The 22,927-nt window shown below is 66.4% G+C and carries 12 protein-coding genes; 7 read left to right on the top strand and 5 right to left on the bottom strand.

The window, feature by feature from the left end; all coding sequences use genetic code 11:
- Positions 1-417 precede the first annotated feature (417 nt).
- A complete protein-coding gene (locus OHA91_RS00060) occupies positions 418-7,803 on the top strand; it encodes a polymorphic toxin-type HINT domain-containing protein (protein ID WP_328738215.1) in 7,386 nt (2,461 codons plus the stop codon).
- 59 nt (positions 7,804-7,862) lie between these two features.
- The gene (locus OHA91_RS00055) at positions 7,863-8,288 is read left to right on the top strand and encodes a hypothetical protein (protein WP_328738214.1); all 426 of its coding nucleotides are present in this window, start codon (positions 7,863-7,865) and stop codon (positions 8,286-8,288) included.
- A gap of 70 nt (positions 8,289-8,358) precedes the next feature.
- Here OHA91_RS00055 and OHA91_RS00050 read toward each other — a convergent pair whose 3' ends face one another.
- Complete coding sequence (locus OHA91_RS00050) at positions 8,359-8,538, bottom strand: hypothetical protein (RefSeq protein ID WP_328738213.1); 180 nt, start codon at positions 8,536-8,538, stop codon at positions 8,359-8,361.
- 348 nt (positions 8,539-8,886) lie between these two features.
- On the opposite strand from OHA91_RS00050, the gene OHA91_RS00045 reads away from it, so the two are divergent.
- The 3 genes from OHA91_RS00045 to OHA91_RS00035 all read left to right on the top strand — a co-directional run bounded on the left by OHA91_RS00045 (position 8,887) and on the right by OHA91_RS00035 (position 13,529).
- A complete protein-coding gene (locus tag OHA91_RS00045; protein ID WP_328738212.1) occupies positions 8,887-9,594 on the top strand; it encodes a hypothetical protein in 708 nt (235 codons plus the stop codon).
- 294 nt (positions 9,595-9,888) lie between these two features.
- Positions 9,889-10,725, top strand: a complete 837-nt coding sequence (locus tag OHA91_RS00040) for a hypothetical protein (RefSeq protein WP_328738211.1) — start codon at positions 9,889-9,891, stop codon at positions 10,723-10,725.
- A 287-nt stretch (positions 10,726-11,012) separates the two neighbouring features.
- On the top strand, positions 11,013-13,529 hold the full coding sequence (locus tag OHA91_RS00035; protein ID WP_328738210.1) for a dsDNA nuclease domain-containing protein: 2,517 nt from the start codon (positions 11,013-11,015) through the stop codon (positions 13,527-13,529).
- 6 nt (positions 13,530-13,535) lie between these two features.
- On the opposite strand, the gene OHA91_RS00030 is transcribed toward OHA91_RS00035, so the two are convergent.
- The 3 genes from OHA91_RS00030 to OHA91_RS00020 are packed head-to-tail and all read right to left on the bottom strand — an operon-like array spanning position 13,536 to position 17,397.
- Positions 13,536-15,473, bottom strand: a complete 1,938-nt coding sequence (locus tag OHA91_RS00030) for a hypothetical protein (protein WP_328738209.1) — start codon at positions 15,471-15,473, stop codon at positions 13,536-13,538.
- Positions 15,473-16,045, bottom strand: coding sequence for a hypothetical protein (locus tag OHA91_RS00025; RefSeq protein ID WP_328738208.1), 573 nt, complete (start codon positions 16,043-16,045; stop codon positions 15,473-15,475). Before OHA91_RS00025 ends, OHA91_RS00030 begins: the two co-directional genes overlap by 1 nt.
- Positions 16,042-17,397 carry a dsDNA nuclease domain-containing protein gene (locus OHA91_RS00020; protein ID WP_328738207.1) on the bottom strand — a complete coding sequence of 452 codons (1,356 nt, stop codon included), beginning with the start codon at positions 17,395-17,397 and terminating at the stop codon, positions 16,042-16,044. The genes OHA91_RS00025 and OHA91_RS00020 overlap by 4 nt, the downstream gene beginning before the upstream one ends.
- Positions 17,398-17,568: 171 nt before the next feature.
- On the opposite strand from OHA91_RS00020, the gene nrdR reads away from it, so the two are divergent.
- Both nrdR and OHA91_RS00010 read left to right on the top strand, forming a co-directional pair.
- Entirely contained in the window at positions 17,569-18,039 is a 471-nt protein-coding gene (gene nrdR, locus OHA91_RS00015) for a transcriptional regulator NrdR (RefSeq protein WP_328738206.1), read from the top strand.
- A 263-nt stretch (positions 18,040-18,302) separates the two neighbouring features.
- Entirely contained in the window at positions 18,303-19,346 is a 1,044-nt protein-coding gene (locus tag OHA91_RS00010) for a hypothetical protein (RefSeq protein WP_328738205.1), read from the top strand.
- A gap of 250 nt (positions 19,347-19,596) precedes the next feature.
- Here the strand turns inward: OHA91_RS00010 and OHA91_RS00005 are convergent, their stop codons facing one another.
- Positions 19,597-22,134, bottom strand: coding sequence for a DEAD/DEAH box helicase (locus OHA91_RS00005; RefSeq protein WP_328738204.1), 2,538 nt, complete (start codon positions 22,132-22,134; stop codon positions 19,597-19,599).
- Between the last annotated feature and the right edge of the window lie 793 nt (positions 22,135-22,927).

The raw sequence follows: 22,927 nt of genomic DNA, 5'->3' as shown, positions 1-22,927 counted from the left end.
TGACTCGCGTCCCGAGCATGAACCATCCCCCGGGCTCCGTCACTACTCCACAGGGGGTCTGACCTGCCCTGCAGGAGCATTTTGTGCCGATTGCCCTGAGGTATACGGGAGGCAAAGTGATAAACGGCACAGCGGATATTGGAACCATAGATTTTCCAGCCAGCTCGGCTGAGAATCAGCTGGCTATTTGTCAGTTTCCTGCCGGCCGTGTGCCATCGCCGCGGCGGCAGAGCGTGGGGGGTCAACATGTCGCCGTTGTCGGCGAACAACTTCCGCCTGCCCGGAAACAGAAAGGCACGCGCAGCACGCGCGCGCCTGGCCGGGCGCGCCGGCATCACGCTCTCCGTGGTGCTGGTGGCGACACTTTTGCCATCTCAAGCCTGGGCGGCACCACCGGGTGACCGCAGCGGCGTCACCTTGCCGAAGCTCCAAACAGACCGGCCGATCAAACTCAACCAGGCCGCAGCGGCCCAGATGAACGACTGGGAGCCGACGCCGGTCGCTCGTCCTCCGAAGTACGCGGCCAAGGCGGTAGAGCCGCCCACTCCGGATTCGGTTCCGGTCCCGCTCAGCGGCAGCGCACTCGTCCAGGTCCCCAACCTGCCCGTGAAGATCGGCAAGGCCGCCGGGGCATCGGCGGATCCGTCAGGAACCTGGACGGTGACGCTCGACGCGCGTGAGGCCAGTGAGGCCGACGACATCGACGGCGCCCTCATCGTGGTCACCCCGCCGGCCGACAGCACCACCGTCACACCGGTCGACGTGCAACTGGACTACACCAAGTTCAAGGACCTCTACGGCACTGGGTGGGCTTCCCGCCTGAAGTTCCGGCAGCTGCCCGCATGCTTCCTGCAAAAGCCGGTCCAAGAAGGATGCTCGCCGGCGGACTCCAGGGAAGTCCCGACCATCAACGACCCGTCCACACGCACGGTCAAGGCGACCGTGGATCCGGGAAGCTCCTTCGGCGAGGGCCTGCGCACGATGGCGGTCACCGGTGGCGGTGGCCCCGTCGTGCTGGCGGCCTCCGACAGCGGTTCCGGCATGGCCGGCTCGTACAAGGCGACCTCGCTCTCCCCCTCCGGCTCGTGGACCGCGGGGAACAGCGGCGGCGGCTTCTCCTGGACGTACCCGTTGACCGTGCCGGCACCCCCGGCCGGACCCTCACCCAAGATCGCCTTCTCGTACTCCTCCCAGGCGGTCGACGGCAAGACGTCCGTGGCCAACAGCCAGGCCTCCTGGATCGGTGACGGCTGGGACTACGAACCGGGCTACGTCGAGCGCCGCTACCGCTCCTGCTCCGACGACGTCGAGGCCAACCCCACCGGCGCGAACAACAGCAACGCCACCGACAAGAAGAAGGGCGACCTGTGCTGGGCCGGGCCCGGTGACAACGTAGTGATGTCACTCGGCGGGTCCACCACCGAGCTCGTTCACGACACCGCCACCGGCAAGTGGATCCCGGCCAACGACGACGGCTCCCGAGTCGAACTCAAGACCGACACCAGTGAGACCAACGGGGCCAGGGGCGGCGAACACTGGGTCGTCACCACCCGCGACGGAACCCGCTACTTCTTCGGACGCCACGACGTCGACGGACCCGGTGGCAACCGACCGGTCACCAACTCGGTCCTCACCGTGCCCGTCTTCGGAAACCACCCCGGCGAGCCCTGCAACGCAGCGGCCTTCGCCGATTCCTCTTGCAGCAAGCAGACCGCCTGGCGCTGGAACCTCGACTACGTCGAAGACGTCCACGGCAACGCCATGATCATCGACTGGGCGCGGGAGGACGGCCGCTACGCCAAGAACGAGAAGTTCAAGACACCGGTCACCTACCATCGTGCGGGCTACCCCACTCAGATCACCTACGGTCTCCACAACACCAACCTCTCCGGTGCGCCAGCCGCGAAGATCGAGTTCACGGTCGACGAACGGTGCCTCGAAGAGACCAAGTGCGCCCTAGGCAACTTCGAGTCGAAGAACTACGGAGACAAGCAGTACTGGTGGGACACCCCCTCCACACTCCACTGCAAGGCCGGTAGCGCCTGCTACGTCGGCTCACCGACCTTCTGGACCCGCAAGCGACTGGCCGCCGTCACCACCAAAGCGCAGCGCACTACGGGCTCCACAGGCCTTTCCCTCGTCGACACGTGGAGCCTGTCCCACTACTTCCCGAAGCAGCGAACGGACACCTCTCCGCCGCTGTGGCTGGACTCCATCCGGCGAACGGGTTTCAGCACCAAGCTGGACAGCGGTGGCGCGCAACTGAGCGAGTCACTGCCTTTGGTCTCCTTCCGCCCCAACGGAAAAGACATGCCCAACCGGGTCAAGGACGGAGCGCAGGACCCCCGGCCGGACTTCGACCGCCTGCGCATCGAGAACATCGCCACGGAGACCGGCGGCGACATCCACGTCACCTACTCCGATCCCTGCTCGGTTTCGGAGCCGCGCCCGCAGCCCGAGGCCAACACCAGCCGTTGCTACCCCGTCCGCTGGTCACCGGACAGCAGCCTGGAGAACCCGCCGCTGGCCTGGTTCAACAAGTACGTCGTCACCGAGGTCACCGAGAGGGACCGAGTCGCCCTCCAGCCCGACGTCACCACCAAGTACGACTACAAAGACGGCGGCGCCTGGGCCAAGGACACCGACGAGTTCTCCAAGCCCACGATGCGGACCTACAGCCAGTGGCGCGGCTACGCCACCGTCATCACCACGCGGGGCATCACCACCACGGGCGCGTACGACGCGACCCAGCAGTCGGAGAGTCGGGCCCGGTACTTCCGCGGCATGTCCGGCGACGCCGGCCGCGACAAGATCACGATCAAGGACTCCAACGGCGCCGACATCGCCGAGGACCTTCCCCAGTACCAGGGCATCGCAGCCGAAACCACCACGTACACGAAGGCGGGCGAGGGCGGCAGTCCCCTTTCGCGCACTGTCACCTATCCGTGGTCGCACCAGAGCGGCGAACGGGCCAGGCCCAACAACACCACCCTGTACGCCTACCGCTCCGGTACCGCGCGCACGGACGACATCCAGTGGCTCAGCAACGGCTCCACCCGCACCGTCCGCAAGACCCACACCTTCGACGCGTCCTACGGACTCGTCCAGACCGTCCAGTCCGAAGTCGCGACACCCAACGGCACGGGCGGCGAGCAGCTCAGCGACCAGACGTGCGCCAGCACCGACTACGTCCACAACACCACCGCGCACCTGATCGGCCTGGCCGCCGGCGTCCGCACCACGGCGGGTGACTGCTCCCAGAAGGCCACCGGGGCGCTCATCTCAAACACCCGGAACTCCTACGACGCCCTCAACGCGTTCGGAGCCGCCCCCAGCAAGGGACTCGTCTACCAGGCCGAAACCAACGACGCGGCCGGCCCCGGCTGGATCACCACCGCGCGCACCGAGTACGACACGCTCGGGCGTCCCACCAAGGCCATCGACGCGCTGAACAATCCCGTCACGACGGTGTACAGCCCGCCCACCGGTCCTGCGTTCACCGTGACCAGCACCAACGCACTGGGACACACGAGCACCACCAAGAACGACCCCGGCCGCGGCGTGCCGCTGGAGGAGGCCGACGCCAACGGGCGGAAGGTCACGACCGCCTACGACGCCCTCGGCCGGACCACGGACGTCTGGACACCGTCGCAGAACCCGGGCAGCGACAAGCCGGCCCACACCTTCGCCTACGAGATCAAGGAGCACGCACCGCCGACCGTCACCAGCGCCACCCTGCAGGACGACGGCACCTACAAGCAGTCGATCGAGATCTACGACGGCCTGCTGCGCCCCCGGCAGGTGCAGACCGACGCCCTCGGCGGAGGACGTCTGATCAACGACACCCTCTACAACGGCAACGGCACGGTCCGTCGGACGAACAACAGCTACCTCGCGGACAACAAGCCCGAGAAGAAGATCTTCATCCCGGAGTCCGACACCGCCGTCCCCAACTCCACGCAAGTCGCCTATGACGGCGTCGGACGGGCGGTGCGCACCACCACCTTCCACGGAGGCGACGCGAAGGACTCCAGCACCGTCGAGTACGGCGGCGAATGGACCAGATCCCGCACCGGCATGTCGGCCGACGGCACGACACCCCTCAAGGGCAGCCGCGCGGTCAAGACGAACACGGACGCCCTCGGCCGTACCACGCAGGTCGAGCACTACACCACCACCAACGTCGGTGGCGCGTCGAACAAGACCAGCTACACCTACGACCTGCGCAACAAGCTGACCAAGGTCACCGACACCACTGGCATCAACACCTGGTCCTACACCTACGACGCACGCGGCCGCATGACCGCGTCCGACGACCCCGACACTGGCCAGACGACCTTCACCTACAACAACCTCGACCAGCAGACCTCCGTGACGAACTCCGCCGGCCAGGCGCAGTTCACGACCTACGACGTCCTCGGCCGCAAGACCGAACTGCGCGACAACTCCGCCAGCGGACCCAAGGTCGCCACCTGGACCTACGACAGCCTCGCCAACGCAAAGGGCAAGCCGGTCGCCTCCATCCGCTGGGTGGGCGCTACCCCGGTCACGAGCGAGGTCACCGGCTACGACAGCGAGTACCGTCCCACCGGCTCGAAGATCACCATCCCGGAAATCACCGGTACCTCCGACTCCCCCGGAACCAAGGGACTCGCCGGCACCTACAACTACACCACCACCTACACCCCCACGGGCAAGGTCCAGTCGACGACCCTCCCGGCAACGCCCGGCGGGCTCGCCGCCGAGAAGCTGATCACCCGGTACAACGCCGACGGCATGCCCCAGACCATGTCGGGTCTGGCCTGGTACACCGCCGAAACTATCTACAGCCCCTTCGGCGAGGTCCTGCGCACGGCATCGGGCAGCGCACCCAACCGGGTGTGGACGACCAACTCGTTCAACCCGAACACCGGCCGGCTCAGCGGTACCGAGAACCACCGCGAGACCGCGCCGAACCTCCTGTCTGCCACGACCTACACCTACGACGCCGTCGGCAACCCCACCTCCATCACCGACACCAGGCCCGGCGCGGACGCGCAGCTGCCGCCGACTCCCGACCGCCAGTGCTTCACCTATGACGCTCTGGGGCAGCTGGTCAAGGCCTGGACCGGCAAAACGGACCAGTGCACGGAGCCCACCGATCTGGACCCGACGCACGCAACCGCAGGCCCCGATGGTGACGGCTACTGGCAGGAATACCAGTTCGACGCGATCGGCAACCGAACCCAGCTCCTCGACAAGGACCCCTCCAACGGCTCCACCCGCGAGAAGACGACCTACACCTACGGCATAGACACCGGTGGCGGCAACAAGAAGCAGCCCCACGCGCTCGCGCAGGCCGCGAAGACCACCACCAAGCCAGGCCTGACGGTCAACTCGCTCACGACCTACGCCTACGACACCCTCGGAAACACCACAACCCGCCGCATCGACGGCGACACCCAGAACCTGACCTGGGACCCCCGCAGCAAGCTCACCTCAGCCAGCAGCCCGGGCATCGGAGCCGTCGCCGTCACCGGCCTCGCCGGCAAGTGCCTCGACGTCGACAGCACCGCCACCCCCAACGCGGCAGGTGCCCTCCCCGTCCAGCTGCTGACCTGCAACGAGTCCAAGGCCCAGCAGTGGCGCCTGACCGGCGGCACCGTCCAGGCCCTCGGGAAGTGCCTCACCGCCGAGGGCGGCGAAGCCGTCCTGAAGCCCTGCGACCCCAGCAACGACGCCCAGAAGTTCACCCACCGGGCCGACAAGACCCTCCACAGCACGAAGGCCCAGGCCTGCGTCACCGTCCCCAACGACAATCCCGCCGAGGGCAACGACCTCGACATCTACACCTGCGTCGCCGGTGCCGCAGCCCAGCAGTGGACCTTCAGCAACACCGGAACCCAGTACCTCTACGACGCATCCGGCAACCGCCTCGTCGAGGAAACGGGCAGCTCCCGCACCCTCTACCTCGGCGAAGCCGAGATCACCGTCAACAAGGCCGGCCAGGCCATGGACGCCGTCCGCTACTACAACAGCCCCGGCGCCCCGACCACCGTCCGCCGCACCAACGGCAAGACCACCGGCCACAGCCTCTCCGCCCAGCTCACCGACCACCACAACACCGCAACCACCAGCGTCGAACAGGCCACCGGCCAGACGGTCACCCGCCGCAAGTCCGACCCCTACGGAAACCCCCGCGGCACCCAGCCCGGCAACTGGCCCGGCAGCCGCACCTTCCTCGGAACCGGAAACGACGACAACACCACCGCCCTGACCCACATCGGCGCCCGCGAGTACGAACCGGCCACGGGCCGATTCATGTCCGTCGACCCGGTCATCGACATCACCGACCCGCTCCAAATGAACGGGTACACCTACTCCAACGGCAACCCGATCTCCAACGCCGACCCGAGCGGCCTCAAGTACTTCGCAGGCCACGACGACCCGGGCTTCCAGTCCTCCCCGCAGAACGTCGTCCAAGCCGCAGACCGGTACGTCCGCGGATACGGCAACACCAAGGGCAACGGAGGAGGCCCCAAGAACAAGGGCAAAGACTGCGGCATCTTTTCCAAGTGCAACCTGAAGAAGACCGTCAAGAACGTCAACAAGTTCTGGAACGAGAACAAGGTGATGATCGTCTCGATCACCACCGAAATCGTCGTCGGCACCGCCTGCGTGGCCACAGCAGCAGCCGTCGGCGTCGGCACCGGCGGAGCCGGATTCGCTCTAGCCGCCGGCTGCGGAGCCCTCGCAGGAGCCGCAGGCGCTGCCGTGGCGAACGCGATGGACGACAAAGCCGACCACAGCACCATGGGCGTCCTCTCCGACATGGCCGAAGGCGCACTCTGGGGCGCAGCAGGAGGTGCAGCAGGCGCAGTCGCGGCACCCGTCCTCAAGGCCGCTGGCGGTGCCCTCAAGAATGCAGCAAGTAAGCTGCGCCCCGGTGGGGGTTCTTGTCCTATCCCCAATAGCTTCGCCACCGGGACGCACGTCCTCATGGCCGACGGCACCAGTAAGCCGATTGAAGATCTCGAGATCGGCGAACAGGTGCTGGCCACCGACCCGGATACGGGTGAAACCGTCGCGAAGGATGTGACCGCCACCATTCTCGGCGCCGGGTCCAAGGACCTCGTCGAGATCACGGTCGAGACAGACCGTATCCCTGACACCGCACCAAGCGTTATAACGGCCACAGACAAGCACCCGTTCTGGGTTGTCGACCTCGCTGAGTGGGTGGACGCAGCTGAGCTTCAGTCGGGACAGTGGCTCCGCACAAGCAGTGGCACGCATGTCCAGGTCGCATCGCTCAAAAAGTCGACGACCAAGCAAGCGATCGTCCATAACCTCACCGTCGCAGACCTGCACACGTACTATGTGCTTGCGGGCGTGACTTCGGTCCTCGTTCACAACTGCGGAGGAAGCAATGTAGGTGGGACGCACGGAAGCCTGAGGCCTGCAAATCAGCCAGGCTTCTCGGGACCCCAAGAAATAAATCACATGCCGCAACACGCCTCTACTCCTCTGTCCTACAGTCGAGGCCCAGCTATCCGGATGGATAGGGTCGACCACCGACAGGTATGGTCGACCGGATCGGGGGCCCGGCCGGAGCCCAAGGCGTGGAGAATGATGCAGACGGATCTCGTGAATTCCGGCCGTATCGATCAGGCAATGCAGAACGACATTAACGATGTCATAACACGCTTCCCTGGAAAGTACAACAACGCCATTGGAGATATGATCGGCGCACTCGCAGGTAACGCCGACTATCAGGCCGCGCGTGGCATCCCACAAACCGTCCATGTGCAATTGACCCTGTGGTAGACCGTAGAATCTGTGGTTTGGAGGACTAAGTGGTAATTGAGCTCGACCCCCCTAGAGGGGTGGCTGGCCTGCAGATCGGCATGTCCATTGAAGCGGCAGAGCAATCCCTCCGAGAGATTCCGGGGTTCGTTCCGCCGGTCCCGGGCGAGTCGAGGAACCGGGGGTTTGCGCACTATGAATCCGAGCTTTCGATTTCTGTCGATTTTGACTCGCTCGGAGTGGTGCGCGCCATTGAACTGTTTCGCCCCGAAAAGGATGTGCAGGTAGTCTTCCGCGGCGTGAACCTCTTCGCGGAGAGTGCAAATACTGTCATCTCGCAACTTGCCGAGATGTTCCATGTCGAGATCGAAGATGGCGGCTTGAATATCACGGCCCCGAGTGTATTTATCGGACTGTGGAGAAGCGTGCTTCCGGAAGATTCAGGGGGCGAAGAGGGGTGGCACTTCGAATCGGTCATTATTGCCGCACCTGGATACGGGTCGTAGTCGTGCTTTCTGTCGTCTGTGTCGCGCGGTAAGGCGGGGCGCGTCAAGGTACACGCTGAACCTCCGGAAATCACGCGAAACCCTGCTCGACTTCCTCGATGGCGATAGCGAAGTCGGGTATGTTGCGGGCGAGGCTCCACGTGCTGTGACGGCAGTAATCGACGGCAACGGCGGCGAACACACTCATTGTGTTCGCCGCCGTTGCCGTGGGTGCGTCAGTTGCAATGAAGGAGCTGCCGAGTGCGGCCATGGCCTCACTCCAGAGGTGGGGGCGACCTGGAAGGCAGTCCCGAAGGTCCGCACCAAAGGGGTGCCCTCACTTTTCCCGTCCCCACCGGCGATTTGGCTCGCGTATGCCTTCTCTCCTCAGTCCGTTTGGGTCGGCCAGGGGATGGGCTGTTCAGAGTTTCTTTGCTTGATCAAGGCGGCCCGCTGTTGCGGCCCGCGCGCGCTCCGGTCCCTCGGGGCCGCCGCGCGCTCCTGTCTCCGCCCCGCTTGCCGGCGGCCCCGCCGGTCCGGGCGCGCAACACCACCAGCAGGCACTGTTCTGGGGCTCTGCCCCCGGCCCCGGCCCTCTCTCCGAGGGGGAGGAGGCCGAATGGGGTGCGGCTCCGTCGTGGTGATGGGTGGTCGGGTCGCGGGAGGGGTCCCTCGCCGGCCGGTCACCGAAGGCGTACCAGACCTGGAAGCCTTCCTCGCCCTGAACCCTGCCCGCAGGGCGTCCTGGCTGGCTGGCCTGCGCCAGTTCTTCGCCCACGCCCACCACACCGGAGCCGTCCTCCACAACCCCGCCAGCCCCCTCGACGCCCCACAGGCCCGCGGTTTCCGCGGCACCGTGCTCACCCTCGACCAGCAACGCACCCTCTACCACCGCTGGAACAGCCCCGGCGAGACACACCCGCACGAAGCGTTCATCGGCCTGGCCGCCCTCCTCCACGCGGCAACAACGACGGAACTGAGCCTCCTCACCCTCGACCGCCTCACCCCCGCCCGCTACGCAGTCCGCTTTCCCGGACGCACCCTCGACCTCACACTCGATGAGGCGACGTGGAAGGCGCTGACAGCCTGCCTCCGCCACCGCGCCTCGCTGCGCACAGACAACCCGCACATCCTCGTGACACGCCTGACCAGAACCACCCGAGAACCAGCCGGCGCGGCCCACATCCGCGACAGCCTCGCCCCGGTCGGCCTGCTGCCGCGCATCCTGCGCTCCACCCGACTGCTCACCCTCGCCGCCGAACTCGACATCAAACAGCTCACCGCGGCCCTGGGCATGTCGTACAACGGGGCAGCCCACTACGTGTAACCCGTGCCAGTGCCGGAGGCCGCTACCGCGCCCAGGCGATGCCGAGGTCGGCGAGGGCTGCGCGCTGTGTCCGGTCGAGCTTGCGCGCCTGCTTTTGGCGTTGGTGGGGCCCTCTTACTCCCCCCGCCCGGTGGCCGGAACCGTTGGAGCTGGACCGCGGACGCACCATGACCGGGCCTCAGCTAGCCGACGGCGACCCATGCGCTCTGGCTCGCAAGCAGCTGCTGTAAACCGATGCCGTTCGTGCCGGTTGGCCTGACAACATCAGGTGAGGCTTCAACCAGACGAGGACCGATGGCCAACTTTCAATTCGGCTCGAACAGTTACAACATCAACATTCGGGCGCAGCAGCACGTCAACCTCTACCAGGGATGGGACGTACACCGGCTTGCCCTGACCTTCGAGGTTCACCCCCATGGCGGCTACGCCGAGGACGCTCCGTACCTCGTCTCGGGCTCGCTGTGGACGCACGACATGCCCAGCCCCGCGAGCTGGATCGGAGACCTTCATGCCGCGTCGGGACCGATCGGACTGAAGCCGTTCGGGACCGTGCTCACACTTCACACGACTGTCACGGACCAGCAACTGCGCGGCCTGGAGAAGATGAGGGCGGGCACCGACCTGGTGCTGCGCGCTGACCTCACCCTGACCGCACTGGCGGAGGCCAAGACCTGGCCTGTCGCCTCCGGCCAGGAGGTCATACGCATCCCGCACGCAGCGTGGAGCAACGCGATCGCTCAGCTCGACGCCGGCGCCTTCGTTGACGTCCTCGTTTCGATCACTGAGGTCGAGGCTCGTGCGACTGCAGCCCGTCGTGTTCGTGAGGCGAAGACTGCGATCCGAGACGGTCGCTACGAGCACGCCGTTGCCCTCGCACGCGCGGCCCTCGATCCTGTACGCGAGGCTTGCAACACCCAGAACGTGTCCAGCCAGGCCCTGAAGAAGAACGCCAAGGACCGCGACCAGGCGGAGCGCTGGGCGGTGCTCACCCAGAGTGCCTTCGCGCTCTTCAGCGGCGCCCCGCACGACGATGCAGGCACGACAGAGCACTTCACGTGGACGCGGGCCGACGCTGTCGCGGCTGTCGCCACCGCCGCCAGCCTGCTCGCCCGGCTAGAAGACCTTCCGTAGGTTGCTTCGCGCACCCCCGAAGGGGGTTACCGCCTTCGGCCGTGGGGTCCGCGGCCGGCCCCTGAGCTCCCGGTACGGCCGGGCTGGCCGCACACCCTTCCAAACCTCCCAGGCGGTGCTGTCCGCTTCGCCGCCTCCGGCGGCCTGACCGCATAGGTGGGGCGCTGTGAACACGCGGGGGACGGGCGTACACCGGCTCACGGGGCGTTGCCCGGGCTGGGGAAGGCGATCGGGTACGAGACCGTCGGTACCACGGCCGGCGTGTCCCACCCGGGCCACTTCACCGGATGCACCGTCGACTGCGGCTCCGGAACCTGTCTCACCGGGGCAGCACCGCTCATCGGCTTGCTGCTGAGGCCCCCAGCACGAACATGACGAGCAGGCCGACCTGTGTGCTGGAACCGGCACGATTCCGCCAGTGCGCCCGCACAACCGCCCCGTTCCGTAAGGCGCACTTGTCCTGGTGGAGTGGGCTATTGATGGGCGAAGCTGTTCAGCACCTTTGCTGCGCGGTCGTGACGGCTCGGACGGTTTGCTCGCCTCTTCATCGAAGTGATCGACCTGCTGCTTCAGTACCCCTTACGCTGCGTGCTTGGAGAGCGCGGGCTGGGGGGCATATGGCAGATCCGATTGCGATCGGCACTCGGAACGATTCTGGCTCGGCTGTGCTCCGGGGGTATGAGTACCAGACTCATGTGACGGCACTCTCCGTTCTGGAGATGCTGGCTGACCAGCACGTCCAGCACGTGACGTGTGAGCACATCGGGGACGTGATCGTTGCCCGCAGCGCCGCAGGGCAGGCCAGCGGCGGTCTGTTCTGGGAGTTCCAGGCGATCAGGGCTAGAAGCTCCACCAGGCCGTGGAGGCTCGGAGAGGTAGCCAAGGGACCGCTGAAGCAGCTGTGGCACTCCTATGAGGCGGTGAGGGGACAGAAGCTCTCCTACGGGCTTACGGCTGTCCTGGAAGGCTCCCTCCATCCTGCTGACCCTCTCGTTGCGGCTCTTGCCCATGGGGAAGGCGCGCAGCACGAACAGTGCCTGCAACGGGTGGCAACCCATCTGAGCGCTGGCATCCAGGAGGTTTCTGGCTTCTTGGACCTGGTACGCGTCCAGGAGCTGCCTGGAGACATCGAGTCGCGGAACCTCGACTTCCTCCACGAACTGGCTCCGTCTTTGACCGGTGCGGAGATCACCAACCTCTACACCGAGCTGGTTCGTCGTGTCAGGGCGGCAATGCAAGGTCGCCTGGAGTCTTGGTGGGATGACGCGGCAGGAGTGCAAGGTCTGTCGACAGGAGAGTTGGGCAAACGGATCGGGCCGAGGGCTGTCGCCGACATCCGGCAGCGTCTGTATCGTCCGGACCACGTGCGGGCTGACGACTCGGATCGCTTCAGCGGCGATGCACCGGCGCCGGTCCACGGGCCCCGTGGCTCGGCTCCGTACGATGCTCGCGGTATGCGAGGGGACTACGCCTGCGAGAAACACCCCTTCCATCGCCAAGAGGACGGCATGGCTGACGTCTTCCACGCGACCCACAAGCCAACGGGCACACCCGTGGTCCTCAAGAAGCTGCGCGACAAGCACCCGCCCCTTCACAAGGTTGCCCGGATGACCCGTGAGATTGAGGTTGGCCGTCTCCTGAGCGAGCACCCGAACGCGATGCCGGTCTGGGACGCGGACGCGGACTGCAAGTGGTTCGTCATGCCGAAGGCGCAGACCGTCGCAACGCAGTGTCTCGACGAACTGAAGGATCCGGCTGCGCTGCGGGATCTCGTGGAGAGCGTGTGCTCGGCTCTGGCGGCTGCCCACGGCATGCAGGCATCAGCCTCCGAACACGGGTGGGTGCACCGGGACATCAAGCCGTCTAACGTGCTCCGGCTTGACGGGAGATGGGTTCTGGCTGACTGGGGCATTGCCCGCCGTCCGCCTGGCCAGACCACCCATCCGCAGCGCACGAGGGTCGGGGTAAGCATGGGCTCGGCGGGCTTTGCCGCCCCCGAGCTGAGCAACGACGCGCACAGCGCTGGCCCGCCGACCGACATCTACAGTCTGGGGCAGTTGATCGGCTGGGCGGTCACAGGCAGGGATCCACTGCAGAACGTTGCTCTCATCCCGGAGTCGGGGCCCTGGCGTGCGGTTGTTCGGGAGGCGACGCGCACGGACCCCAGGAGACGGCCGGCAACGGTGCGAGCGTTCCTTGATCTCATAGCCCAGGAGATCGACACACCTCCCATTCCGCCCGTAGTACAGGCCGCGGCACTCCGTGACTCCCTGAACGCTGGAGAACCGAACGCCCCCGAGGAACTGGTGGTCCTGGCCGCCGCCCACCCTGACGACGCTGCCCTGTACTGCGACGTACTCCTTGCCATCGACCCCGAGGTGCTCATACCGGCACTGATGGCCGACATCCCTCGGGCACTCGAGATCGTCCAGGCAATGCCCGAGCTTCTGGACACACACCGCTCACCGGAGCGCGGGGAAGTCGACGCCCTGATCCTGTGGCTGTTCACCGTCGCACGCTACGCCGCTGATGCAGGCCGGCTGCACCTGCTGGAGGAAAGCTGCAATGGTGCGTTTAGCTGGGACGCTGCGTGGGACCAGTGGAGACCGCAGGACAAGATCAGGCCCTGGCTTCGTACGCTGACCGGGGATGCTGCCGGCTCGGTCGCTGGAGCTCTGCGCGATCATCCCGACTGTGCCCGTCACTTCTCCTCACTCGCGAACGAGTTGGGAGTTGATCACAGGATCCGATCAGCAGTTTCGTCACCGTCTCGGGGTTCGGCCACAACTGCTGGGGTGAGGTAGGAACGGCTACGCCTGGTATCCATCTTCGGTGCGTGTGGTGTGGTTGGGGCCGGGGTGGGCGACGCCGGGGACCATGGGGTGAGTGTAGTCGAGTTCGATGGTGCTGAAGGCGTCGTCCGGCAAGGGCGCGGTGTCGTTGTCGGCGATGATGAGCTGGAGGCGCTGGCCGTAGGCGTCTGTCAAGGCTTTGAAGCGGCTGTAGATCCGTCGGCCTCGTTCCTGGTCGTCGCGGTTGCTGCCTAGCGCTTTGCGGGGGGAGTCGATGAGCAGGATCGACGGGACGAGGATGTCGGGGTGGGTGAGTCCGCATTCCAGGAGTGCGAGGTGGTAGGCGATGTTGACGCCGGCTTGGAGAGCGCCGCCTGACGCCTGGAGGCTTTCGAAGGGCGTGTTGTCGACCACCGGCAGGTAGGTTTTCGGGTCGATGACGGCCGACTGCTCCCAGGGCAGGTTCAGCTCCCTCAGGGTCGTGGTGAAACGACTGCTGAGGTCGGTGACAAGGGATCGTCTGGCGTCGCTTTCTGCTTTGCGCACCTTGAGCTCGGCGTTGGCGGCTTTGCGTAGTGCGGTGATGTCCTTGGCGGCTTGCGCGATGGCACGTACGCGCGCCCACGAATCGCGCAGGTGCAGGACGGCGTCGATCCCGCCGTTGAGGGCGGCGACGCGAGCACTGGCGTCCGAGATGGCGTCGAACCGCGGGGCGACGACATCGCGTGTCTGGGCATCGAGCTGCCGGCGCAGGTTGGTGGCGAGGAACTCGGCGTCAGAGGATCGGTCACGGGCCCTGCGCAGGACCTCGGCGTCCGCTTGCATCAGCTCGCGTGCGTCCTGGAGCTGCTGCTCCAGCGCGCTGCGTGCTTCCCGGACGGCTGCCGGGTCCACATCCTCCTCGGCGGGATCAGCTTGGAGGCAGACGGCGCAGTGATCTTCCGGGACAGTTCGCGCGTCGAGGCGTTGTGCGCAGCGCGGGCAGACCACGAAGTGGAAGGGGGAGAGCTGGTCGATCGCGGTTGCGGAGCGTTCTAGTCGCCTCAGGTCGAGTTCGACTTGGGCGACGACGGACTCACGGGCTTCGACCAGTTCCCGGGCGGCGAGCATCTCCTGTGTGGCAGCCGTCGCTGCCTGCACGGCCGCCCGTAGGTCCCCGCGCAGGACGGCGTCTGCGGCACTGGTCTCGGAGATTTCCGTTCGCAGTGTGCGCAGGGTGGTCTCGGCGTTCTGCAGCATGTCGCGCAGGCCGGACAGCTCGGTGCGCAGTTCGTCGTCGGTCCGGGGGTCCGTGGCCGTGAGGAAGGCGCCGACGTTCTCTTCCTCGGCTTCCGCCTTCCGCAGGTCCGTGGTGAGCTGGTTCACCTGCCTCTCCAGCTCCATCACAGTCGATGTGGTGAGGCCGAACATGAGCTCGAAGAGCACCTTGCGCTGCTTCTTGAAGTGGTTGTCGAGGTGGCCGACCACTTGGCGGTCTAGTTCGCGGGCTTCCAGGTAGACGTAGCGGAAGAGGTGGGTGAAAGTCAGGTTGAGGGTCGTGGCCTTGCCGTTGCGAGTGGTGGGGATCTTCTCGCGAGGGAAGCACAGAGCGTCCAGAAGAACGTCCGACAGGCTTCGCTGTCCTTCTTCCGCCCGGGTGCCGAGAGTGTGCTGGAGCGCCATCGTCTCGGGATCGAGGATGTCGACACGGTCGGAGCGGTCACCACTGATCGTCCGCTTGAGGATCATGTGCTGCTCTCCAACCACGACGGAGGCCAGCACTGAGTGGACGTGATCGCGTACCGCGGGCGTCAGGACTGCGGTGCCCCCGATCGCATGTTTGAGCAGCATGAGAAGGCTGGACTTGCCCGCACCGCTGGGGCCGCTGATGACGGTGGCCGGCTGATCGAAGCGGTACGTCGTCTCCGCAGTGGCTGTGGTGACGGTCAGGGCGAGGAATCGGAGGTGGGTGGCCATCAGATTTCCGTCCGCAAGGGCCTGTCCACCGCGTCGGGCAGGCGATCATAGATGAGGGTCTTCAACGCCGATCCCGACTTGTCGAAGTGCTTCTTCAGCAGGACGACCCGCTGAGCCACCACGGCCCACTCGTCGGTCTGCGCCAGCATGGACGCGGCCATCGCTCCGTCCGCGGTGACGCGGAACTCCGCGCGACCTGACCCGCCGTAGGTGATGAGTCCGCGGCCGGCCAGGGAGCCGAGGACGCTGTAGTACCGCTGGTCCCAGGGCCCGTACTTGTACCGGGTCATCCGGCTCTCCACAGCCAGCCGCTCCGAGGACGTGGGCTCCGCTCCCGCAGGCCAGCTGCCTCCCTGCTCGATGAGCAGACGCTCCAGCATCGTCGGATAGCGCAGGAGGAAGTCCAGCTTGGCCAGCTTCGTCAGGCCGTCCAGCGACCGCTTCGCCGTGGTGAACCGCTCGATCAGCAGAAGAACTCTGGCCTCGTGGTAGCGCGCTTCCCGCTGCTCATCACCCCGGGCCTGACGCCGGATCTCTGCAGCCGCAGCCAGGCGCTCGACGCCGTTCGTCACGATGCTTCCCCGGTAGAGACATCGAAAGGAGCAGAGAAGTAGAAGTGACACTCGTCGCAGAGCTGATAGGCCAGACCCCGAAGGTGAAGCTTGTTGATCTTGAACGGTATGGGAGTGTCGACGACTTCAGGCGTGAGGCGCTGCCTGATGAGCTGATTCATCCGCTGTCCGAAGGCAGCCCCGTCAATGACCTCGCTCTGCGCGTGCGCCCGACAGTCGAAGACGGTATCCACGACCTCCAAGCGCAGGTTCTCCAGGTCCATGGCGTCCCCCGCCAACCCGGAACGGCGCTGTGACCAAGTCACATACCATGCTGAGCGGAGTTCCTCGGCGTAGGCAGCCTCGTCAGACGGAACCTGGCCGCGGGCAAGCTTTTTGCGGAGCGCCGCGCCCCCAGGGGCAATCATGGGCGCCTGGCCGCGGCTGTACGTCGGCACTGCTGCTTGCCGATAGACGAATTCGTCCAAGATCGTTTGGCGGTAGAGCGTACGGCTCGCGACACGTCGCAGAATCTGGGTGTTGTAACGCACTCGACTTGAGTCGGCGACGTAGGCGGCCAGCTGCCCCCGCTCGCCCTCGCTTCGGTTGGCCTGTTCCACCCGTTCGATGATCCGTTTGTAGCTGGCGTTCACGTCGACGTGATCGAGCTGAAGGTCTTCGATGGCCGGCTCAAGCAACTGGCGGATGTTGATGTCCGTGATGTGCCGATGGGATGGCACATCCTTGTAATGGATCTCCAGCGCTGCCATGAAGTTGGTCACGTGGTCGATGAAATCCTGGGGGGCCGCGATATCGCTGGCCTTGCGCAGCTCCGGCAACACCTCAGGGATGCTGTCGTACGGCTGCTTCCAGCGGACCTTCAGCAGGTGTTGCGAGAGGCTCTTGGCCATGGCGTCCCTGCCGGTCGTGAGCTCCGGGTCTGGACCGCACATACGGGCAAGAGTTGAAGCGTTGTCTTTCGCGGGACTGAGAGGTGCGTTCGTTGTGAGGCGAAGCCGCACGTTGGCGGCGCGCCCGCAGGCAGACCACCGGTCAAATAGGTGGGCTACTCCGCCGTCCTTGCAGAGGTCCGCCAGGGTCCACTGGGTGCGGCTGCTGTGCTTGACCGAGACCAGCTCCACCTCGCCGTTCGTGAAGGCGATGACGAAGTCCTCATGCCACTCGCATACGACGTAGTCGATGACGTCCTGGGTGAGCATGGCCAGACAAGCCTGGGCTGCTACCTCGGCCTGATACCGATACAGGCCAAGGGTGTCGGATCCGCTGTCCTCGCCGGGGCGAAGCTGAAAAATCGGGTGAACGAAGTGCTCGGGATCGCCCACCGAGTCCGCCAACACATCGACCACGCCCACCCCCGCTACCGACCCTTGAGTCAGCCATGCTCCGGCCGGACGATCCGAAGATCCACAGATCTACCACAGGTCCCATGCCGTGCGTAACCGAACAATCACAAAAATCGCTCTCCGTCGTTGAGGGGCTCTGTGGGGTGATTCAGTCGTGCCGAGAAGGAGGGTGAGGGAACCATGCACTGCCCCTTCTGCAGGCACCCCGACAGCCGCGTGGTCGACAGCCGCACTACGGACGACGGCACGTCGATCCGTCGGCGCCGTCAGTGCCCCGACTGCTCCCGTCGTTTCACGACGGTGGAGACGGCCTCGCTGATGGTGATCAAGCGCAGCGGGGTGACCGAGCCCTTCAGCCGTACCAAGGTCATCTCCGGCGTGCGCAAGGCGTGCCAGGGGCGGCCGGTCACCGAGGACGCCCTCGCCAAGCTCGGCCAGCGGGTCGAGGAGGCGGTGCGCGCCACCGGAAGCGCCGAGCTGACCACCCACGACGTGGGTCTGGCCATACTCGGCCCGTTGCAGGAGCTCGACCTGGTCGCGTACCTGCGGTTCGCGTCCGTTTACAAAGCGTTCGACACCCTTGAAGACTTCGAGACCGCCTTCGTGGAACTGCGTGAGCGCAGAAAGTTCTCCCTGGCTCGACAACGGTAGTTGCTTTCGAAGACCAGCGAAGGTGAGCCCTGGCTCGATCTGAGCCCGCTCCAGCCCGACCCGACATAGGGAGAGTTACTTGATCACGTCCCCCCTCAGACGCGCAGCCCGTCAGAAAATACTCAAGGAAGGATCCCGGCCCCGGCCGCCGACGAAGGGCGGCGTCCACCCGCACTGCACCCCCCCGGCATCCGGTAAACGGAAGGCTCGTTGTCGGACCCGCTCCGTACCCTTGGCTGAGGTACCTGAGACAGGAGGACATCGTGGCCCGCATTAACCAGCGCGCGATTGACAAGCACATCAAGGACATCGCCAAGAGCTACGAGCGCGCAGCCAAGCGGAATCCCATCCGGGTGCCGATCCAGACCGAGGCGTCCGCCCCAGGAGGAACCATGCCCGGCCGTGACTCCGCCGAAGGCGACCCGGTCCTGGCTAGGCTCCTGATGTGGCTCGACGAGCAAGCGCAGCGGAGCCCCTCGCGCTACATCGACGTGACCCGGTTCGTCGAAGAACAGCAGCTGCCGGACGAGGACCCGGCCGTGCTCGCGTTCGAACTGGAGCAGCGCGATCTGGTCCGGGTCGCGCGCACCATGGGCGGCACTCCTGACGTCCATCTCACTGATGCGGGCCGCGCCGCGATCTACCGGCTGAAGAAGCTGCGCCTGGACCGCGCCGCCCGTCTCCGCTACACCATGGACGCCTTCCATCGGTGGCTGTTCGACACCGCCGGCGACCAGAAGCCCATCAACCCGGTGCTGTTTCTCGCCACGCCCGCCGCGTACTTCGCCGGGTCCGAGATCACCGGCACCGAGTTGCACGAAGCGCTCGCCCACCTGGCCCAGCACCAGCTGATTGAGCACATCGACACCGAGCCCCCCACCGTCGCCATCACACCCCAGGGCGTCAGCTGCGCCCTGACTGGAGGAAGCGTGCAGGATCACGTCAACCAGCCCCGCCCCGGCACCACATACAACACCTATCTGCCGAACGCCAAGGGCGTCATCATCGGCGAACAGCAGAACTTCACACAGAACAACACCGACGGCGTCGACCCGACGCTGTTCGTCCAGCTCGCCGGATACGTCGGCCAGGTCAGCCCCATCCTGGGCCTTCCCGATGAGGACCGCGTGGAACTGGAGCGCGTCGCCCAGGAGCTCCACACCGAGGCGACCTCCGGCAACCCCGAGCCGGGCCGCCTGCGCCAGTTCGCCACTCAGCTCAAGGACAAGCTCCTGGAGGGCGCCACCACCATAGCGGCGACGCAGGGCATTCAGATGGCTGAGCAGGCACTCGCCGCGCTGATGTAGTAGTCGCTCCCGTACCACGACGGGCACCTGGGGATTGGCCATGACGTCCCCGGGGCCCGGATTTCGGGAGCCGTATGGTCAACCACCTGCCACCCGATTGCTATGGGACGGGCCGTCGGTCCCTCGCCGACAGGTGGCCTGGCCCCCCTCCTGCCACCCGCATGACCCCGGCTCCGTAGCACGCTGCTGCCGGTCCCCGTCATGCCTACGCCCGGTCGACCTCGGCCCCGGTGGGACGCACTACCAACCCCTATTGCGCCCAGTGGATGCCGAGTTTGGCGAGGGCTGCGAGTTGTGTCTGGTCTAGCTTGCCGCGTCTGCTCCTGGTGTTGGTGAGCCAGATGCCGAGTTTCACGGCGTGTTCCTCACCGTGGATGACTACAGCCTCCTCATGCCCCCTTGGCACCGTCACAGACCCCGTACGGGCCACGTACTGGGTGAGGGCCTGCAGGCCCTTCTGGAAGGCGTCCCCGCCCGCGCGCGGCCCGGACGCCGTAGCCGTCTCCACCGGGGCCTTGCGGGCCGGTGGGGCCTTCTTCACGCCGAGTTCGCCGAGCCGGCGCCGCTGCTCCTCGTTCAGCCGGTCCCAGCCCCGCCGTTGGGTGGCCAGCCACCGTCCGACGTCCTCACCGTGCCGCGTCACCCCCGGCACGATTGCGGTCAGGCGGGCGCCTTCGGTGAGGAGCTGGGTGAGGTAGGTGTAGTGCCGCTGCCAGTCGACCGTCCACCCCAGCACCCCCGGGTTCCAGTCCGGGTCGATCGCGGCGAGCGCGGCGGCCCGCCGCTGCGCCCGGCCGGGGTCCTTGCCGAGCCCGCCGGGGCGGCGGATGTTCGTGAGGTACTGCCCGATCGCGATGTCGAGGATGGTGGCGCCCCGTGGAGCCGCGAGGGTGCCGTGCAGCTCGTAGTAGGCTCGCGCGGCGCCGAGGTTCTGCTCGAAGCCGGCGTCGGCGGTGTCCCAGACGATCCCGAGCTCCTCCAGCTCGGCCGCCCGCTCGCCGGTCATGGTCCCGGCCCGGTAGGCGCGCCGTTGATCGGACAGCCATCGCCCCAGCGGGAACATCCCCTCGGCCTCGACGTGCTCGTAGGGGACGTCGAGATCACCCTCGCGCTGCCGGTACCGCAGAGCTGCCTCGGCGCCCCGGCGCCAGTCCTGCCGTTCGGTGTTGATCACCTGGTAGCTGATCCACTTCGCGATCAGCGCCGGGTCCCGCGGCGTCGCGAACCGGAGGAGCAGCCGTGACTCCTCCTCGCCCTCCTCCGGCGCCTGCCCGACCGGCCGAGACGGGTCCACGATCCTTTTCTGGTTCTCCTGTGGAACAGCAAGCATTTCCACGGCCTTTTCATCGTGCGCCCGTAGTCCCGCCAAAACTCGAACCAGCGGCCGATACGAATTGGACGAAAGCATGTCCTCAGGCTTTTCATCCTTCCGCAGAAATACGGGGACGATGAGGGTGGCCATCTTTCCTTCACCGGGCTTCTGCCGCAGGGCCCGCCCGATGGCCTGGACGATGTCGACGGCAGACCCCTTGGGATCGATCAGGGCCACGCTGTCGGTGGCCCGGATGTCGACTCCCTCGCCCAGAACCCGGCAATTCGAGAGCACGGCGCGGCCGGCCCGGCGGCCGAAGTCCGCGAGGACCGACTGCCGGTGGGTGCCGTCGTGTTCTCCGCACAGCCACCCCGACCACACCCGCTCGGGATGCCGGCCCGGGTCGACCTGGTGCAGCCGCGCCGCAACGCGGTGCAGGCCGGCCGCGAAGGCCTCGGCCTCGATCGTGCGGTGGTGGAAGGTGATGGTGGTCTGCAGCCCGTGCTCGGCCATGGTCTCCAGGAGAGCGGTCTGCATCGCGGCGAGGCGCTGGCCGCGCAGCTGCTCCTCGTACCGCTCCTCACTGTTCAGCCGTTGCGGAGTGACGACGGGGTCGGTGAGTTCCGCGACGACAATTTGATACTTCGCCAAAAGCCCCCGGGAAATAGCCGAAGCGAGCGACAACTCATAAACAACCGGCCCGAACACCCGCTCGTCGTCCATCGAGCAGGCGAGCTCCTTCGGCAGCCGGTCCCAGCGCGGCCGGGAGACGTAGACCCGCCCCTCGGCCTCAGCCTCCTCACGCTCCCCGCGCTCCTCCGCCGCACGCCGGCGGACCTCCTCCATCTCCCGCTCCTGCGCCTGGGACCGCGGGGGCCGTTCCATCCAGATCCTCGGGGTGGCGGTCATGTAGAGCCGGCGCATCGCGGGGATGACTTCCTGGCGGTGGACATCGGCCCACGCCTTCCCCGCCGACCCCGACGTGCGGTGCGCCTCGTCGACGACCACCAGGTCGAACACGTCCATGGGCAGCCCATATGCGCCTTCGTGGGCCTCGGCGAGGACCGGCAGGGAGGCGTACGTGGCGTAGACGGTGACGGGGCCGCGCCCGTGCCACAGCCCCAGCTGCGGGGCCGAGGTCGTGGTCCGGACGTCGAGCTGCCACAGCTGCGGGTCGTCCTCCAGGGAGCAGACCGCGACAGCCGGCCCGGTGTGCCCGGCGAGCCGCCACTCCCGGACCGTCTGCGTCAGCAGATCGAGCGTCGGCAGGAGCACCAGGACCCGCCCGTGCCGCGCCAGTTGGAGCGCTGCTGCCGCGGCGATAAAAGTCTTCCCGGTCCCGCATGCGGAAATGACCGTAGCCCTCAGGCCCGCCTCCGGAATCCGCTTTCCCGGCGGGATATCCAGCCCCCGGACAATGGCCTCCACCGCCTCCTCCTGGTGAGGACGAAGCACGATGTCACCGGACTTCTGCATTCGGTACTCCGCTGAACTCGAAGCGGCGGGCAGACCCGCCGGGGGAGGGGGTGGCGATGTTCTCGGGATCCTACACACCTACACGCATCACATCCGTAGTGATGCACACAGAAGACTCTATCGTTCTTACACCCACGGCGGCGTCCTGAACAAGACATCACCGGATTCCGTACCAGAAACGAGCGGCCTCTACCCCAGCTGTGGGTCACGCGTGGACGATGGATGCGCCGACACACCGATGGGGGAGTGCCATGGAGCGCAGTGCACAGGAGATGACACGTCTGCTTCACCTGGTAGAGGAGGCGACCAGGATCCGCAGGGTGTGGGAAGAGGTGGCCACAACCCGGTGCTGCCGCCCGGCTGAAGAGGTGAAGGCTGCGTACGAGGCCGCTGCGGAACGGTGGGACGTGTCTCTCGACGAACGGACCGTCACTCTCTCCAGCATGTGGATCGGGGGATCCTCCTACTGGGAGTAGCCCACCACCACCCCACCGCGTACTGCCAGCCGGCCCGCGGCAGCGGGCCCAGGACCTGGAGGCGTAGCCGGAAGGTCCCAGGGGTGGGAGCGTCAGCGGACACCCCAACGGGCCGAAGGCCCGTCGATGCCCGCGTCAGCGGGCATCTGGTGACGCGTCAGCGTCACCGTCCCGGCGCTTGCGCCGGGACTTCCCCTGACGGGCCGCCTGCGGCCCGTCGATTCCCGCGCTCGCGCGGGAATCTGGCGAAGCGTCAGCGGAGCCTGCCCGGAGCGCAGCGGAGGGCGTCTCTCCTGAGCGCGTCAGCGCTCAGGTAC

Origin of the sequence: Streptomyces erythrochromogenes, from assembly GCF_036170895.1 — a bacterium.
In the GTDB taxonomy this organism is placed as follows: domain Bacteria; phylum Actinomycetota; class Actinomycetes; order Streptomycetales; family Streptomycetaceae; genus Streptomyces; species Streptomyces erythrochromogenes.
This window is presented reverse-complemented; position numbering and strand designations above follow the sequence as displayed.

Excerpts from the sequence above, each read along its gene's own strand:
- nrdR (WP_328738206.1), top strand. The coding sequence starts at position 17,569 with ATGCACTGCCCCTTCTGCAGGCACCCCGACAGCCGCGTGGTCGACAGC.
- OHA91_RS00030 (WP_328738209.1), bottom strand. The coding sequence starts at position 15,473 with ATGGCCACCCACCTCCGATTCCTCGCCCTGACCGTCACCACAGCCACT.
- OHA91_RS00040 (WP_328738211.1), top strand. The coding sequence starts at position 9,889 with ATGGCCAACTTTCAATTCGGCTCGAACAGTTACAACATCAACATTCGG.
- OHA91_RS00005 (WP_328738204.1), bottom strand. The coding sequence starts at position 22,134 with ATGCAGAAGTCCGGTGACATCGTGCTTCGTCCTCACCAGGAGGAGGCG.
- OHA91_RS00045 (WP_328738212.1), top strand. The coding sequence starts at position 8,887 with ATGGGGTGCGGCTCCGTCGTGGTGATGGGTGGTCGGGTCGCGGGAGGG.
- OHA91_RS00050 (WP_328738213.1), bottom strand. The coding sequence starts at position 8,538 with ATGGCCGCACTCGGCAGCTCCTTCATTGCAACTGACGCACCCACGGCA.
- OHA91_RS00035 (WP_328738210.1), top strand. The coding sequence starts at position 11,013 with ATGCACCGTCGACTGCGGCTCCGGAACCTGTCTCACCGGGGCAGCACC.